This is a genomic window from Mameliella sp. MMSF_3455, from assembly GCF_030733205.1.
Classification (GTDB): Bacteria; Pseudomonadota; Alphaproteobacteria; order Rhodobacterales; family Rhodobacteraceae; genus Antarctobacter.
In genome coordinates, this window is sequence record NZ_JASHJL010000073.1 from 1 (window position 1) to 15,128 (window position 15,128).

A 15,128-nucleotide genomic window follows, 5' to 3' on the forward strand; every position below is an offset into this window, starting at 1 on the left:
CCACATCAGTGTAAGGGGGTCATTTTTGGACGCCGATCACCCCTCTACGGGGTCAAAATTGCACGCCGGTTCACACGCCAAAGGGAAGTTGAGGGGCAAGAAGCCAAAGCTTTCCGACCGGCAGGCGGCGGAGTTGACACGGATGCACGCAACTGGGGAGTATTCGGTGTCGGACTTGGCCGAGCTCTTCTCTGTGTCGCGGCCAACCGTCTATCGCACGCTGGCGCGGCAAGGGCCGAAACGTTAATGGCCGACGGTCCCTTCCAACCCTTTACAGCCAACCCTTGACCTCTAATGCGGACCTTCGACGCGAAGTTGTGATGAGGCCTCACTACGAAGTTTCGATTTGCGCAACCTGCGGCGGATTACTGAAACGTGGCAGGTCAAATAACGAGCTCATTTGAAGTGCTGCTGCGCGACGATCCCCAAGTTCAATCAAGTGATCGAGAATCTCCAAAAACTGCACGTGGACATCAGGCTGCAATGGCGCGTCTCGTTCGGCAAAAGTTTGAAGCAGACCGGCAAGGTGTGCAGTTCTTCCCCCTGACCAAAACCCCCTAGACTGCCATACGGCGGGTGCGATGCCCCCCAACCTAGAAGCGAGGAATTCGCTTCTGCGGCTATCGAAGGATCTTTCAACATGGAGCAAGAATGCTTGCATGACCTGAGGCAGGTGCCCAAATCGTTGGAGCATCCAATCAATCAAGGGGTCCAGTAGCTTTGCATCAGACCAATCACTGTTAGCGAAGCGGGCCGCACCCATTGCTGGCCGATCCCAATTTGCCCCCATTGCGATACGAACCAATTTGTGAAGCTGATCAGGAAGACCATAGTCCTCCCGCCACTCCGGACGCTTCCAATCAGGGTCATCTGCGACTGCCTCAAAGATGTCGAGGAAGACGCCAACAATTCCCGCTGGAACTTTCGGCGCATCCAGAAGTCTAATGCAGGAGTACGCATTTGCGAAAGTCGAGAGAACTTCGCTCCTCGGCTTATGGGGCAACTGAGACAACATTGGTATGATTGCACTACGAACATTTTCAATGGGCAATTTCTCGCACAGCGCTGCCAAGTCCCAAATGCAACTGGAAAACTCCAAACTTAGCCTTGAGCCTGAACGGTGCTCGGCTTCGTCAGCTGCACCAATTGCCGCAGTGAGCTTTTCAACGAAGCTATGCAGAAGCGCTGTTAGGTCCTCACGAAAAGCATCATCTTCGTTGAACCTGTCTTTCGGGATGATCGACAACATCGACGCGAAGTCCTTGACCCGCCATTGGTCTAAGTGTTCTGGCTCGATTTCGGCATACGTCTCAGACAGCCCTTTCCCTTCGCCAGAAGCTAGAGCTCGTATAGTCGCCTCAAACAGCCGTTGTTTTTCGGACGCCAGACTGTTTTCTCTCTCATCGCGTCGTCGGTACCAATCAGGTGAACCACGATCCAATTCGAGAGTCGTCAGCTTGAAAGCGAGCGCCGTGCACTTGTCAGCGAAGCCCTTGTGTTCTCGCCAACATGATGCGGCATTTGACAACGCAGCCAACTGCACGCGCTTGTAGGGTTGAAAGCACAACCGAACCAGTTCTTCTTGTGCTGAACCTGCTAATGGTCCGCCATTTTTGACTATCGCCGCCAATCCCTTTGATGCAAATGTTTCGGGTCTGTCGTCGGCAGGAGCATCAGCATGAAAAAACTCATCGTTTGCCGGAACAGTACTGGCGGCGCGAAATGCAACGCTTTCGGCCCATTCCACTTGATTATGTGGAAGATCGGGCTTCAAACTCAGGATCGCTGCTGACACGGCTGCTACTCCGCCAGCGCGGCGGCTGCCGGGGTCTCCGGCATCAAAACCAGATTTGAACAGGTCCTCGTTGTCGACCTGGCGTGCGAGCGCTACAATTTCATCTCGCGTCTCATCATCAATTTTACCGCTCTCAAACCAAGCCTCACATTGTTTAAGCAGTTGGAAGCCTTCGTTCCAATGCGCTAGCCGCTCACCTGCTTCTTCAGCTTGTTGCACTCGTTCGTCTGACGGCTGAAATGCGACGCCGACTTTCCCATCATCGGTCTCCACCTGAGCATAGTTCGAAAGGTCTGCCATCGCGGCCCACTCCTCGGCTCGATGCAGAAAATATGCGACTAGCTTATCATCATCTTCTTGGCCTTCGTGGGTGAAGGGTAGCTCATTTGGAAAGCTGGTAAGCTCGTCCGCTACCTTTTCGCGTTGGTCGTTAGCTGTGAGGATGAATGCTGTCGCGAGCCACCTTATGTTCTTTTTTCGGGAAGGCCGCGAGTTGAGGCGTTTCAATGCTTCAAGATGAGTTGTATCGTTAGACAAGCCGAAGCTCGCTCCAATTTCGTTTGAGTGAAGGCCTTGGACGTCGTGTTGCCAGCGGTACTCGTCCATGGCCCAGATGTGCTGGCAGCCTACGAGAGTGGCTGCCGCAGGTGACAACGCGTCCTTGTCCAACAAGACCCCCAAGGCGATGCCCAGCGTGGCCACGCTTTCGTGTCCTGTAACCAGCTCCCTTACGATCTGATCAACGTCCCGTCCGGCTTCAAGCTCGGAGAACGCCCAATCTTCCAGCGCCATAAGTGCCGACCCGAGGATGTCGCAAGAAAACAGACCTCGATACCAACCATAAATCCTTTGGTCGCCCCAGAACGTTTGAGTTCCCCAGGGGAAATCCACGCTGAATGGAATTGGAATTTTGCGGTTGCGATAGTCGTATTGGGGTAGCTCTCTCCACGCGACGACGGTCCGGCTGAGCAGCTTGCGAATTAAACGAAGACCTTCTTGAGGTGCGTGCTCGAAAAGGGCTGCGAATGGTTGCTGAATAGGAGAAGCTGGATGGCAGTGGCGCGAATAGTTGCTAATGCCCGGAGAATCCCAATCATTCATATGGGGCGACCAACTGATCATCTGCCCCCGCGACCTCTCGGCTGACTCTGATGGTAGTGGGTCGATAAACGCTTGGAAGGAAAAGTCAGCTAGGGCTTCAGGGACAACACTGGCAAGGCGCACGCTCCATGCAAAGACGCTGGTTTGGACCTTGTCGTCAATCCGTTCGCTTGTCCAAGCTTGAAGCCTACGACTCAGTAGGTCCGTGTTGGTAAGCGACGACCTTAGAAAAGCCTGTCGAAGTTTGCCGCCGAAACCGTCTTTATGAAACCCTAATGGAGTGGTCTTTTTGCTCCGGTCCCAATAGTCGTAGGCATCCCATTCAGTCAATATCTGATCAACTCGTTCAGCAAAACGATCTTTGATCTTGTCGGGATAATCTTGAAACAGGTTCAGCCATACGTCGAACGTGTCAACAATGTCCTCGGCCGTTGCCTCGTTCCAGTCAAGCGAAAGCAACCAGATCAGCAGTCGCCTCCAATTCCGAACAGGGCGGGGCCAAGACAAGAAGTCAGCTAATCTGAATTTTTCAAACTTAGTTTTCTCGCCGATTTCAAAAGCGCCATGAACGACTAGAAGGTTTTCGATAGTTTTGTGAGCGCGGAAAGAAGAAAGGAGCCTGATAAGCCGGTGGTCTTCCCTCAAGAATTCTGAAATCGTGTCTTTACGGTCAAAGAACGCTGGCGAGGCAAATGGTGCAAGGAGCCAAACCCTGCTCCAATGGAGCCACGCGTCCTGCTGCTCCAGTGCCAATTGAGTTTCTGACCAGTTGTCTCCGGTCTCGAATTCAAACTGTGACAGTAGCTCCACTACCCGGATCATTCCGGGCCTGTCTCCAGCGGCGGTGAGGGTGCTCGGCCAATCTGGACCATTTTGGCGGCACAAACCGAACATCGCCCATTCCAGAAATATGTCGTGGGTAAAGGAATATCGTCCGCTACCCGCAACCTCCGCTATCGCTCGTTCTTGTACTAATGCCGTCAGAGCTTGAGCGGAAATGCCTTCTGCTGCGGCGCTTCTATTGGTTGCTTGAGCGCATCTCGCGGCCAGCTCACCCATCGCGTGGCGGCGCTCAATCGAAGCGGCTTTTTCATGGAGACCGTGCGGTCCTTCTAGCCAAACCTGCGCTAGCGAAATCTCGGAAAACTTGCTCGCCGCTCCAACAGTGCCCACTGAACGCTGTGCCAAAACCTGAGCAAAGAAAGGGCGCCTTGCAAATTCCTTCTCTTGACCCTCGGCGAACAGGACTTCGTGCATCGCTGGAATCCGCTCAGCAAGGATTCCAGCCTCATTATCATCAAATCCATCGATCTCGACGATATGTGCTTGGTCCTCCTCAATGAGTTGATGAGGGAGCCATATCCTCAAGTCTTCGAGGTGTGACGACCGGGTAGATGCCACAACGCGCCAGTCCGCAAGCCTTGGATCATCAAGAAGAATAGTTACGATGTCCAAGATTGTCTGGCGGGTATCATTACCGAGGCGATCTATCCCGTCGATGAAGAGAGTTGGTTTTCCAAGTGTAGCTAACTCAAAAAGTAGGTCAGCAAGCCGTTCCGTTTCTAGGCGCAAGTGCGTGGCCAGTGAGGGCCAGCCGGGGCCGACGAGACGCTTGTCGGTCAGAACAAGAGCGAAACCGTGCCGGGCGTGCTCTTCGGCAAGCGCACGTAACACCGCCGACTTGCCCGAACCGGCCTCGCCCGCTAATTGGATAAATCGCTTGCCATCATCAATGTCGTTAATCTTTTCGAGAACACTATTTCGTGGGATAATCAGCCCAGAGATATCCATTCGGATACCTTGAAGAGCGTGTCTTGTTTCTTCTGCTACCTTAACCAGATCACTGCGCATGCTTGGAAGAGAAGAAAGGTCAAACACTCCCGAAAGCTGCTCAACCAATGTTGCCCTTGAAAAGCTGCCTGCGGCGCCCGACGCTTTTCGTGATATCTGGGAAAGTCGTACCCAAAGCTCTTCGGCACGATGACGCTCTCCAGTTGGTAGCGCATTCCGCAGACGTTCAATTGCCTCGAATGAACCTGACGCTCCTTCTGGAAGCGTATCAAAGACAAGGATGACAAAATGCCTCAGAAACTGCCAGGAATTTCCCTCGTCTTGCGCCTCTGCTGGCAGCAGGGCCCGAACATCCTTCACGAATCTTCTTTGTGCTTCGCTTGCGAAATTTTTGGTTTCGAGCCGCCTAAAAAAGTCATTTGCCGAGCTGGATGTACGAGCCCATTCAAGCGTAGAACGGGCTGCTCGTAGTGTGGACTGCGCGACATTAGCAGCAGCTAAGCCAACACGGTCCCGGCCTGTCCTGAAGCCTTCTTTCTTGAATTCTCGCCAGCTAGCCGAAATCACGTCTCGAAAATCGGTATTATTTTCAGCAGAACTCAGCGTTGGGCTTTGCTTTACTTGCAGAGCCAATTTGGAAGGTTGGCCGTATCGGTCCGACGCTTCCACGATTATATCGTCTAGTGGCTCACCAAGCGCTGCGCGCTGGAGAAAGACGCCGTCAGTAATCGCTTCAGAGATTCCCCGCGCACCGCCTTCAACAAGGAGGCTGGTCAAATAGGACGCGACTACTGAATCTTCAAAGGTGTAGCCGACGCCACCTGTTGCCTCTGGGCTCGCGGGCATTCACTTATCCACTTTCTTTGCTCGAGTGGCTCTATGTTACTCAGACTCGAGCGGAACAAAACCATGAAATTGTGAGAAAGATCCCTGCATAGCGAACCCAATGTCCAGAAAGAAGGGCTGCATTGCAGAATTTCAATCATCTAGCGGAGGTCTGCTTTGGGCCGTCGGCTTCAGGTAGTAGGAGGCAGGAGGGAGCTGCGCGGTTTGTCCGCTCCAGTAGGTTCTCCGTCCATCTGGAGAAGCCGGTCAGAGCGCTAGTTGCGCAGAGACAAAATCAGCGCGTGATGCGATGTCGGTGCACGGCAGTTCCATGATCTCATATCCGAGCGCGGTGTAGGTCTCCCGCATGACGGCGCAGGTCGCTTCGGCCTCGGTGCGGGTCTGCGTGCGTTCGGTGTCCTGTGTGAAGATCTCGTCCCAGTAGGGTGTCAGGAAGACGCGGGCGTTGTAACGGACTGCCTTGGCCGTAGCGGCGACGTGGGGCGCCACGGGGAGGCCGCAGAGGGTCAGGTAGCCAATTATGTCGGGAATGCCCCGGTCGAAGATCACGGGGCCTGAGAGTGCCTGTGCGTCCTCGTAGGCGCGGAGGTCGCGCTCAAGCATCCGTTCGGCATAGGCCATGCGGTCCGCCCAGGGGAGGGCGTCTCCGCCGCGCGCCATCTCCTCGCGAATGATCGCGCGGCCGGATTCGGGAATGTTCTGAAAGCCACGGCGGGCAAGCTCGGTGATCAGGCTGGTTTTGCCCGCACCGGGACCGCCCGTCACGACGAAGAAATGGTCTCTCATGGGCCATTCTCGGATTTGACAGGGGAAAGCGCTGCGAAGCGATCGACACGCCAGGAGCGGCGATCAAGGCAGCATGGATTTTCGTAGCTAAAACAGCACCCGTCTGCGTGTCAGAGGCAAATCCTCTGACGAGAAAGGCAGAACTATATGGTGCCTTTCAGGAGGGGGATGGTGGAGCCTAGGGGGATCGAACCCCTGACCTCTACAATGCCATTGTAGCGCTCTCCCAGCTGAGCTAAGGCCCCATTCCCGGGCGACGCCAGCGGCGCCGTGCGGGGGTGATTACGCCCTGCCGCGAATGGGATCAAGCGGAAAATTGCGGCGGAGAGAGAATTTCCTCGCGAAGCCTCGGTAGGGCCTGTGGCGGCAGAGGAAACAAAGAAAAACGCCGGTCGGAAAACCGACCGGCGTTGCCGTGTTCAGCGCTGGTGACCAGCGATCAGGACTCGTCGTCTTCGTTCGAGACGTCCGTGATATCGTCCAGGGAAACGTTGTCGTCGTCTTCGTCCTCGAGAACATCGTCATCGTCGAGATCGACGTTTACGTCATCGTCGTCGATCAGATCGACTTCTTCCTCGGACTCCTTGGCCTTGGACTTGTTGGCCGCATCTGCCGAATCTGCAGCGATCATGCTCCGCTTGCCGGTTTCGAGGTTGACCACCTCGCCGGTGTAGGGGCTGACGATCGGGTCGCGGTTCAGGTCGTAGAAACGCTTGCCAGTGGTGGGGCAGACACGCTTGGTGCCCCATTCTTCCTTGGGCATGGGTGATCCCCTTCAACTCTCAGTGTCTGTCGACAATCCACGCCCCCTGCCATATCAGGTGAGTGATGTCAAAAGCTTTGACGACAGGCAGCGGGGCAGGGAGCATATGGGGCAAATCACCTTGGGTGGCAACCCTCCGGTTTCGGTCGTCCTGCGGCGGTCGGCGCGAGCTCGCCGCCTGTCCCTGCGGATCTCGCAACTGGACGGGCGGGTCACGCTGACCTTGCCGCAGAAAGTGCCCGAGTCCGAGGGGCTTGCCTTTTTGCGCGCCAAGGAAAGCTGGCTGCGCGGGCATCTCGCCGGGGTCTCGGGGCCGGTGGTCGTCGGGCCGGGCGCGCGGCTGCCCGTCGAAGGCGTCCTGCACGAGGTGCGGCCGGGAAGCGGTCGCCAGGTGCGGCAATCCGATGGGGTATTGCTGGTCCCGGGCCCCGAGGACCGGATGGCGGCGCGTCTTAAGGGGTGGCTGCGGACGCGGGCGCGCGACCGGCTGGCGGAGGCCTCTGACCGGTATTCGGCGCGGTTGGGGCGGGGGTATAGCCGCCTGACATTGCGGGATACGCGGTCACGCTGGGGCAGCTGCACCCACGACGGCGGCCTGATGTATTCCTGGCGGCTGATCCTGGGCCACCCAGAGGTACTGGACTATGTCGCCGCACATGAGGTCGCGCACCTGCGTCACATGGATCATTCCGCCGCCTTCTGGCAGCAGGTCGAGGCGCTATATGGCGATTGGCGCAGTCCCCGCAAATGGTTGAAGGAACACGGTGCCGAATTGCACCGATACCGGTTCGACTAGACCTTCGGATCCACAAGAGCAGGCGGGTCAGGCGCGGCAGAGCATCCTGCGCCTGGCGACCTGCGATGCGGGGGTGCAAATGCGCTGACCGGCGCGGAAACGCTCTTGCGCCCGCGCAGAGATGAAGTCGGCCCACAGCGTTTCCCGCCTTTCATATCGGGGCGCTTCTTGCTGGGGGTGCGACGCATCCTGCGGGCCGGCCTCGTGCCGCGCTTGCGATTTCAGATCGGCCTGCGTGTTGTCCGCACGAGCTTCCTCTGCCGGCGCTTTGCGGAGAGGTGCCGGGTCGCCTTGGTCGTCGCGTCTGTCCCGCGCCTCGCGCTCTGCGATGATGCGCAATTTCTCGGGGTTGTGCCAACGCAATGCGTCATAGGCGTCGTTCAGCTCGGCAAGCTTGCGCGCGCCTTCCTCGATATCGCCTCCGATGACGTCAGGATGGTGCGCCTTGACCAGCCTGATCCACGCGCGCCGGATGGTGGCAAAGTCGTCCTCGGGCGTGACGCCAAGCGTCTTGTAGGCGGACATCGGTGCGGTACGGGTCATGACAAACTCTCTTGCGGTGCATGGCACTGTCCGCGGTTCGCCCCCCGGAACCGTCGGATAAATCTCAAATTGAAGATAACTTTGATTCATGCACGACGTGTAGCCTGTTTCGTCTGCAAGGGTTAACGCCGCCAAGAGGCCCGTCACGGCCCATTGACCCGCGCCGAAAATGTGATCACAAACAAGCCATGCAAGCCGTACCCAAAGCAGAGATCGCCGCTTCCGCCCATGACCGCGTCTATCGCGGGCTGCGTACGCGGATCATGCATGGGCAGATGGCGCCCGGTCAGGCGCTGACCCTGCGCGGTATCGGCCGGGAATTCGATGTCTCGATGACCCCCGCCCGCGAGGCCGTGAACCGTTTGGTGGCCGAGGGCGCGCTGACCATGTCATCGTCGGGGCGGGTGTCCACGCCTGAACTGTCGAACGAACGGATCGAGGAACTGGCCGCCCTGCGTGCCCTGATCGAGGTCGAACTGGCCTCGCGCGCCTTGCCGCGGGCGCATATCGCGCTGATCGACCGGTTGCAGACCATCAATGCCACCATCGCCGACGTCGTGTCGAACCGCGATTCGGTGGGCTATATCCGTACCAACCTGGAGTTCCACCGCACGCTTTACCTGCGGGCCCAGGCGCCCGCGATGCTGGCGATGGCGGAAACCGTCTGGCTGCAACTGGGGCCGACGATGCGGGCGCTCTACGGTCGGCTACGGCGGTCGGAACCGCCACAGTATCACCGCCTGATCATCGCGGCGCTGAAGGCTGGCGACGAGCCGGGCCTGCGGCTGGCCGTGCGCTCGGATGTCACGCAGGGGTTGCGGATGCTAGCGGGCTGACACGCGCCGCATTGGCAGGCGTGCCGCGATGCGGCATGAAAGACGCATGGAATTCGGACCGGTCTTCATCGCGCTGGGCATCTTGTTCCTGGCGGGGCTTGCGGCTGACGCCCTGGGGCGACGCACGCGCGTGCCCGGCGTGACCTTGCTGCTGGTGATGGGCGTGCTGATCGGATCGTCCGGGCTGGCGCTGCTGCCGGAGGCGGCCATCCTCTGGTACGAACCGCTGTCCATCGTGGCGTTGACGATGGTGGCCTTTTTGCTGGGGTCGTCGCTGCGCCATGACAAGGTCGCGGCGCACGGGCGGGCGATCCTGACGGTCTCCATGGCGGTGGTGCTGGCGACGATGGGTGTCGTCGCGGTGGGTCTCTGGCTGGCGGGCTTGCCGCCGGAACTGGCAATCCTGATCGGTGCGGTGGCCACGGCGACCGATCCGGCCGCGACGCAGGAAACCCTGCGTGAGGCTGGGAGCGAGGGCGATTTCGCCGATACCTTGCGCGGCATCGTGGCCATCGACGATGCCTGGGGCATGATGGTCTTTGCCCTGGCGGTCGTAGCCGCACAGGCTGTCGCCAACGGTGGCTTTGATCCCGGGTTGCTGCTTGTGGCCCTCTGGGAGGTGGGTGGCGCGCTGGTGCTTGGCCTTGTCATCGGCCTGCCCGGTGCCGTTCTGACCGGGCGCCTGCGCCCGGGTGAGCCGACGCGGATCGAGGCGCTGGGCCTTGTCTTCCTGACCGCAGGGCTGGCGCTCTGGCTGGAGGTGTCGTTCCTCTTGGCAGGTATGGCGGCGGGGGCGGTGATCGCCAACAGGGCGCAGCACCACGAACATGCCTTCCACGAAATCGAGATGGTCGAGCGGCCTTTCCTGATCCTCTTTTTCCTGTTGGCCGGGGCGTCGATGCAGTTGGACGCACTTTCCGCGGTTGGCTGGATCGGGGTGGGCTATGTGGTCCTGCGTATCCTCGGACGCCTTGTCGGGGGATGGCTGGGCGGCCTGTTCGGCGGGCTGACGCCTGCCCAACGCCGCTGGATCGGCCCGGCGCTGCTGCCGCAGGCCGGTGTCGCGGTGGGCATGGCGCTGGTCGCCACAGCCGAAATGCCGGCTGTCGGGGACATCCTGCTGACCCTGACCATCGGGACCACCGTGGTCTTTGAACTGATCGGCCCGGTGGTCACGCTTTTGGCCGTGCGTGCTGTACGCAAGGCTGATAGCGGGGCCTGACGCCCCGCCGGGCGTCAGGCCATCGCCGCGGACAGGGCGGTGTCCATCAGCCCCTTGATCGACGCGCGCGAGGTCTGGGCGACGATCCGGCCCAGTTCCGCCTCTCCTTTCAGGACAACCAGCGTGGACCGCCGCGGGATCTTCAGCGAGCGGACCAGTTCGGACCGGCCGTATTCGTCCCAATCCACGTCGATAAAGGTGATCTGCGCCTCGTAGTCCGGGTTTTCCGATTTCAGCGCGTTGATGACACGTTCCTGCGCGGCGCAGGTCGAACACCAACTGGCCTTGAAATCCAGAAAGACGGTCTCGCCCTTGTCCAGGTGCTTTGTCACGAGACCGGGCTTGTAAGCCAGCGGTGCCGCATGGGCGGCAAGGGGCAGGGCAAGGGCCGATCCGGCGGTCAGGGTCAGAAAGCGGCGTCGATCCATGAGAAGGCTCCTTTGCAAGTCCATGTCTTGGGGTGAGGTCAGAGGGAAACGGAAAGGTCGATCAGCCAGGGTGGCAAGACACCGATGAGCCTAGCCTCGACCAGATGATGAAAATTGAAGAAAAGCGCCAGCCCCACGGCCACGAAGGTCGCGCCCAGGATCGGGCGCGCACGGACCGCAAGGGCGCGCAACTGGCTGTTGTAGCGGCCGACCGCGCCACGCGTACCATAGGCCAGGCCCAGGATCAGGGTCGAGACGCCAAGCGCAAAGAACAACATGATCAACGCGGCCCAGCCAAGATCCTGTCCCTGGCTGGCCAGCGAAATGGCACCGCCCAACGTCGGGCCGATACAGGGGCTCCAGACCGCACCCAGAAGCAGCCCTCCCAGGAATTGCCCGCGCAGCGCACCCCGGTCGAGCTGGTCGATCTGCGCATCGGCACGGGCCGACAGACCGGCGGTGGCCGTCTCAAGCACGCCTGCCGCCTGTGGCAGCAACAGTGCCAGACCGAACAGCACCATCAGCACGGCGCCCACCCGGGACACGGTGTCGATGCCGATCCCCAGCGCATGGCCAAAGGCCGTGACGCCGACGCCCAGCACGACAAAAGAGAGGCTGAGCCCCGCCGCCATGACCAATGGTCCGGCCCGGCTGGCCTGCAGGGCAGTGGCGATGACGATGGGCAGCACCGGCACCACGCAGGGATTGATCAGGGTCAGCAGCCCGGCCCCATATGCGAATAGCAGTTCCATGATGGGGATAGTGCCGGGTCGCAGGCGCCCCTGTCACCCGACAAAGCCCTGACGCATCGTCACGAGCGCGTGCAAATTGTTTCGCCTTGGCGTTCGGGCCATCGGCGGCCTCCGGTTACCGACGAACACAGGTTTGCGCGGAAACATTTGTCGCCGCCGCGAGATCCAGCGCGACGGCGGCGGCCAGAGTCCGGAAGTTCATGGATCTGAACGCCCAACCTGCAACTGTAGGTCGGGAGAGGCGGGATCAGGCCATTTCAGTGCGACGTGCGATGGCTCAGGCCGCCAGACCCTTGGAGCCCATGTTCAGGAACTTGTCGCGGCGGGCGCGGATCAGGTCTTCGCGTGACATGCCGTCAAGATCGCCAAGAAGGCCGCCAATCGCGCTGCGCACGGCGGCGATGGAGGCCTCGCTGTCGCGGTGCGCGCCGCCCAACGGTTCCGGGATCACCCGGTCGCAGACGCCAAGCTGATAGAGATCCTGCGCGGTCAGGCGCAGGGCCTCGGCCGCCTCGCGCATCTTTTCGGAATCCTTCCACAGGATCGAGGCGCAGCCCTCGGGCGAGATCACCGAGTAGACCGCGTGTTCCAGCATCGCGACCCGGTTGGCAGTGGCAAAGGCGACAGCCCCGCCCGAGCCGCCTTCGCCGATCACGACAGAGACCAGCGGCACGCCGATCTGCAGGCATTTCTCGGTCGACCGCGCAATGGCTTCGGACTGGCCGCGTTCCTCTGCCCCCTTGCCGGGGTAGGCGCCTGGCGTGTCGATCAGCGTGACCACCGGCAGGCCGAACTTGTCGGCCATGTCCATCAGGCGCATCGCCTTGCGATAACCTTCGGGGCGGGCCATGCCGAAATTGTGGGTGATGCGCGATCTGGTGTCGTTGCCCTTTTCATGGCCGATCACCACCACAGGGCGATCGTCCAGCCGGGCGAGGCCGCCCATCACGGCATGGTCGTCAGCAAAGCCGCGATCACCGGCCAGCGGCGTGAACTCGGTGAACAGGGCCTCGACATAGTCCTTGCAATGCGGCCGGTCGGGGTGGCGGGCGACCTGGCATTTCCGCCAAGGCGTCAGCTTGGCATAGAGATCCTTGAGCAAGGTCTCGGCCTTGCGGTCGAGCGCGGCCGCCTCTGCCGACACGTCCATTTCCTCGTTGTCACGCGCCATGCGGCGCAGCTCTTCGGCTTTGCCTTCGATTTCGGCCAGGGGTTTTTCGAAGTCGAGGTAATGAGTCATCCGGGTCTCCTTGCAGGCCGCTATATGGCCTCGCCGCGCACGGGATGCAATAAAGCAAGATTTGTCGCAACCGGCCGATCCAGGATCCGAAGGGGCTAGGGACACCCGTGATGACCTGACAGAACCACCCCGCCGCCACGCGTGAGGCCAGCATTCGCAGTGCCATGCGCCACTTCGTCGATCCGCCGCCAGAGGTTGTGCTGGCGGAAAACCGGTTGCCGCTTCCGGAGTGACCTCAGCCGAACAGGACCGGCACCATCGCGGCCAGAAGGATTGCTGCCATGCTCCAGTTGAACAGGCGCAATCGCCCGGGCTGGTTCAGCCAGCGGCGCAGTCCTGTGCCAAGGACCGTCCACGTCACGGCCGAGGCGGTTCCGATCACCGCGTAGGTGCCTGAAACCCAGGCCACGGCGGCAAAATCTCGGCTGGTGGCATAGAGCGTGATCGCGCCCAGGGCCATCGACCAGGCCTTTGGGTTGACCCACTGAAAGGCCGCCGCCTGCAGAAAGCTGAGCGGGCGAGCATTCCTGCCCGCCTCGCCCGGCGCCGCTTGGTTGGCGATCTTCCAGGCCAGCCAAAGCAGGTATGCGAACGCAACGAGCTTTAGCAGGGTGTGGGCAAAGGGCCAGATTTCAAAGACCTGCATCACGCCCAGGCCGACCGGAAGGATCATCAGTGGAAACCCGTAGGCCACGCCCGCCAGGTGCGGCAGTGTCCGGCGCAGACCGAAATTCGCCCCCGATGTCATCAGCATCAGGTTGTTGGGCCCGGGTGAGAACACGGTGGCGGCGGCAAACAGCGCAAGGGCAAGGAGTAAGTCAGGCGTCATGGAGCAATGGTCGCCGGTTTATGCCGCTATTTGATTGCATTTTGTGGCGCTCGCGGCGTATTTCTGCAATCAATGATCGAAATGGATGCCATTGATCGCAAGATATTGCGAGAGCTTTCTGCCGACGGGAGGTTGAGCAACCTGGCCCTTGCAGAGCGGGTCGGCTTGTCGCCGTCCGCCTGTCTGCGCCGCACGCAGGCACTGGAAAAGACCGGGGTGATACGCGGGTATCGCGCGGTGCTCAGCGCAGAAAAGCGTGGCATCGGCTTCACAGCCTATATCACCGTGGGGTTGAACCAGCATACCAAGCCCGCGCAACTGGCCTTTGAGCAGGCGATGGCCGCGGCACCCCAGGTGCGCGAATGTCACAATATCACCGGGCCGGTGGAATACCTGTTGCGGGTCGAGGTGGCCGATCTGGCCGCCTACAAACATTTCCATACCGATATTCTGGGCGCGCTTCCGCAGGTGCGTACGCTGACATCCTATGTCGTCATGGGATCGCCCAAGGACGAGCGGGCCTGAGCATCCCCGCCGCGTATCGCGCTACATCCCGGGTCTGTTAGGGAAGGGGCGAAGCGGCGTGACGGGAGGCAGGACATGCGGATGCTGATCCATCCTGGGTTCCACAAGACGGGCACCACCAGCCTGCAACGCGGGGCCGGCGCACAGCGTGGGATCCTTGCCCCGCGCCTGCGCCTGGTCTTACCGCATCACATCGAGCCGGTGAATTTTGCCGCCCGGCGTGTCTCGGTTGGAAGCAACGCCAAGCGCATCGCGGCATTTCGCGCCGCGGTGGCCGAGTTTGCGCAGGGTATCGACGCGGTCGATTCGCGCCCGTTGCTTGTCAGCTCGGAACATCTCTGCGGTTTGCTGCCGGGGCGGAAATCCGTCACCACCTACGCAGCCGCGCCAGAGCTGCTGGGGCACATGGTCGAGGTCCTGGCAGGTCAGCTTCCGGACCTGCCCCTGTCCATCTGGTTCACCACCCGCGCGCCAGAGGCCTGGCTGCAAAGCCTCTACTGGCAACTGCTGCGCAGCCAGAGGCTGACCGAGGGGCCAGAGCAGTTCGCCGAAGATTTTCGAGACGCGGCAGAGCTGGAGAGCATCGTGGCAAGGGTGGCGGAGCGGTTGGGCCGTCATGTCGACGTGTCCGCCACACGGTTGGAAGAGTGCGGCGCTGATCTGCTGGGGCCATTGGGCGTGGCGCTGGACCGGCTGCAGGTATCGCGCGCCGGACTGCGGCCCCTTGTGCGGCAGAACGTGCAACCGGCAAAGGCAGCGGAGCACCTGTTGGCGCTCAACCGGTCCGACCTTGACGATGACGCTCTGGGCGCTGCCAAGACGGCCCTGCTGAAACGGTTGCGCAGGGCGGGCAGAACCCGCGCGGAGTAGGGGGC

The 15,128-nt window shown here is 60.5% G+C and carries 14 protein-coding genes and 1 tRNA gene; 6 read left to right on the forward strand and 9 right to left on the reverse strand.

Features of this window, described 5'->3' with window-relative positions; genetic code table 11:
• The first annotated feature begins 88 nt into the window (after nucleotides 1–88).
• Complete coding sequence (locus RBB42_RS27035) at nucleotides 89–247, forward strand: helix-turn-helix domain-containing protein (protein WP_306043560.1); 159 nt, start codon at nucleotides 89–91, stop codon at nucleotides 245–247.
• An 84-nt stretch (nucleotides 248–331) separates the two neighbouring features.
• Here the strand turns inward: RBB42_RS27035 and RBB42_RS27040 are convergent, their stop codons facing one another.
• From RBB42_RS27040 to RBB42_RS27055, 4 genes are all read right to left on the reverse strand, one after another.
• On the reverse strand, nucleotides 332–5,533 hold the full coding sequence (locus RBB42_RS27040; RefSeq protein ID WP_305972502.1) for an NACHT domain-containing protein: 5,202 nt from the start codon (nucleotides 5,531–5,533) through the stop codon (nucleotides 332–334).
• Between the two features lie 246 nt (nucleotides 5,534–5,779).
• Entirely contained in the window at nucleotides 5,780–6,319 is a 540-nt protein-coding gene (locus tag RBB42_RS27045) for an AAA family ATPase (protein ID WP_305972501.1), read from the reverse strand.
• Nucleotides 6,320–6,488: 169 nt separating this feature from the next.
• Nucleotides 6,489–6,564: transfer RNA gene (locus tag RBB42_RS27050), tRNA-Ala, on the reverse strand.
• 194 nt (nucleotides 6,565–6,758) lie between these two features.
• Nucleotides 6,759–7,082: a TIGR02300 family protein gene (locus RBB42_RS27055; RefSeq protein ID WP_305972500.1), complete on the reverse strand. Its 324-nt coding sequence runs from the start codon at nucleotides 7,080–7,082 to the stop codon at nucleotides 6,759–6,761.
• A 106-nt stretch (nucleotides 7,083–7,188) separates the two neighbouring features.
• On the opposite strand from RBB42_RS27055, the gene RBB42_RS27060 reads away from it, so the two are divergent.
• On the forward strand, nucleotides 7,189–7,878 hold the full coding sequence (locus tag RBB42_RS27060; protein ID WP_305972499.1) for a M48 family metallopeptidase: 690 nt from the start codon (nucleotides 7,189–7,191) through the stop codon (nucleotides 7,876–7,878).
• 27 nt (nucleotides 7,879–7,905) lie between these two features.
• Here the strand turns inward: RBB42_RS27060 and RBB42_RS27065 are convergent, their stop codons facing one another.
• Nucleotides 7,906–8,421: a J domain-containing protein gene (locus RBB42_RS27065; RefSeq protein WP_305972498.1), complete on the reverse strand. Its 516-nt coding sequence runs from the start codon at nucleotides 8,419–8,421 to the stop codon at nucleotides 7,906–7,908.
• Nucleotides 8,422–8,609: 188 nt separating this feature from the next.
• Here RBB42_RS27065 and RBB42_RS27070 point away from each other — a divergent pair, with 188 nt between their 5' ends.
• Together RBB42_RS27070 and RBB42_RS27075 are read left to right on the forward strand one after the other, a co-directional pair.
• Nucleotides 8,610–9,257, forward strand: coding sequence for a GntR family transcriptional regulator (locus tag RBB42_RS27070; protein WP_305972497.1), 648 nt, complete (start codon nucleotides 8,610–8,612; stop codon nucleotides 9,255–9,257).
• Between the two features lie 46 nt (nucleotides 9,258–9,303).
• Entirely contained in the window at nucleotides 9,304–10,479 is a 1,176-nt protein-coding gene (locus RBB42_RS27075; RefSeq protein ID WP_305972496.1) for a cation:proton antiporter, read from the forward strand.
• Between the two features lie 14 nt (nucleotides 10,480–10,493).
• On the opposite strand, the gene RBB42_RS27080 is transcribed toward RBB42_RS27075, so the two are convergent.
• From RBB42_RS27080 to RBB42_RS27095, 4 genes are all read right to left on the reverse strand, one after another.
• Nucleotides 10,494–10,907 (reverse strand): thioredoxin family protein, encoded by a 414-nt coding sequence (locus tag RBB42_RS27080; protein ID WP_305972495.1) that lies wholly within the window; start codon nucleotides 10,905–10,907, stop codon nucleotides 10,494–10,496.
• A 38-nt stretch (nucleotides 10,908–10,945) separates the two neighbouring features.
• Nucleotides 10,946–11,659 (reverse strand): cytochrome c biogenesis CcdA family protein, encoded by a 714-nt coding sequence (locus RBB42_RS27085; RefSeq protein ID WP_305972494.1) that lies wholly within the window; start codon nucleotides 11,657–11,659, stop codon nucleotides 10,946–10,948.
• Between the two features lie 277 nt (nucleotides 11,660–11,936).
• On the reverse strand, nucleotides 11,937–12,899 hold the full coding sequence (locus RBB42_RS27090; RefSeq protein WP_305972493.1) for an acetyl-CoA carboxylase carboxyltransferase subunit alpha: 963 nt from the start codon (nucleotides 12,897–12,899) through the stop codon (nucleotides 11,937–11,939).
• A gap of 235 nt (nucleotides 12,900–13,134) precedes the next feature.
• Nucleotides 13,135–13,728 (reverse strand): LysE family translocator, encoded by a 594-nt coding sequence (locus RBB42_RS27095; protein WP_305972492.1) that lies wholly within the window; start codon nucleotides 13,726–13,728, stop codon nucleotides 13,135–13,137.
• Nucleotides 13,729–13,800: 72 nt separating this feature from the next.
• On the opposite strand from RBB42_RS27095, the gene RBB42_RS27100 reads away from it, so the two are divergent.
• Both RBB42_RS27100 and RBB42_RS27105 read left to right on the forward strand, forming a co-directional pair.
• Nucleotides 13,801–14,253: an Lrp/AsnC family transcriptional regulator gene (locus RBB42_RS27100; RefSeq protein WP_305972504.1), complete on the forward strand. Its 453-nt coding sequence runs from the start codon at nucleotides 13,801–13,803 to the stop codon at nucleotides 14,251–14,253.
• 75 nt (nucleotides 14,254–14,328) lie between these two features.
• A complete protein-coding gene (locus RBB42_RS27105) occupies nucleotides 14,329–15,123 on the forward strand; it encodes a hypothetical protein (RefSeq protein WP_305972491.1) in 795 nt (264 codons plus the stop codon).
• Nucleotides 15,124–15,128 lie beyond the last annotated feature (5 nt).

What these genes read in the sequence shown, in the direction of transcription:
- RBB42_RS27090 (WP_305972493.1), bottom strand. Translation starts at nt 12,899, where the DNA reads ATGACTCATTACCTCGACTTCGAAAAACCCCTGGCCGAAATCGAAGGC.
- RBB42_RS27060 (WP_305972499.1), top strand. Translation starts at nt 7,189, where the DNA reads ATGGGGCAAATCACCTTGGGTGGCAACCCTCCGGTTTCGGTCGTCCTG.
- RBB42_RS27055 (WP_305972500.1), bottom strand. Translation starts at nt 7,082, where the DNA reads ATGCCCAAGGAAGAATGGGGCACCAAGCGTGTCTGCCCCACCACTGGC.
- RBB42_RS27080 (WP_305972495.1), bottom strand. Translation starts at nt 10,907, where the DNA reads ATGGATCGACGCCGCTTTCTGACCCTGACCGCCGGATCGGCCCTTGCC.
- RBB42_RS27095 (WP_305972492.1), bottom strand. Translation starts at nt 13,728, where the DNA reads ATGACGCCTGACTTACTCCTTGCCCTTGCGCTGTTTGCCGCCGCCACC.
- RBB42_RS27085 (WP_305972494.1), bottom strand. Translation starts at nt 11,659, where the DNA reads ATGGAACTGCTATTCGCATATGGGGCCGGGCTGCTGACCCTGATCAAT.
- RBB42_RS27075 (WP_305972496.1), top strand. Translation starts at nt 9,304, where the DNA reads ATGGAATTCGGACCGGTCTTCATCGCGCTGGGCATCTTGTTCCTGGCG.
- RBB42_RS27105 (WP_305972491.1), top strand. Translation starts at nt 14,329, where the DNA reads ATGCGGATGCTGATCCATCCTGGGTTCCACAAGACGGGCACCACCAGC.
- RBB42_RS27065 (WP_305972498.1), bottom strand. Translation starts at nt 8,421, where the DNA reads ATGACCCGTACCGCACCGATGTCCGCCTACAAGACGCTTGGCGTCACG.
- RBB42_RS27045 (WP_305972501.1), bottom strand. Translation starts at nt 6,319, where the DNA reads ATGAGAGACCATTTCTTCGTCGTGACGGGCGGTCCCGGTGCGGGCAAA.
- RBB42_RS27070 (WP_305972497.1), top strand. Translation starts at nt 8,610, where the DNA reads ATGCAAGCCGTACCCAAAGCAGAGATCGCCGCTTCCGCCCATGACCGC.
- RBB42_RS27100 (WP_305972504.1), top strand. Translation starts at nt 13,801, where the DNA reads ATGATCGAAATGGATGCCATTGATCGCAAGATATTGCGAGAGCTTTCT.
- RBB42_RS27040 (WP_305972502.1), bottom strand. Translation starts at nt 5,533, where the DNA reads ATGCCCGCGAGCCCAGAGGCAACAGGTGGCGTCGGCTACACCTTTGAA.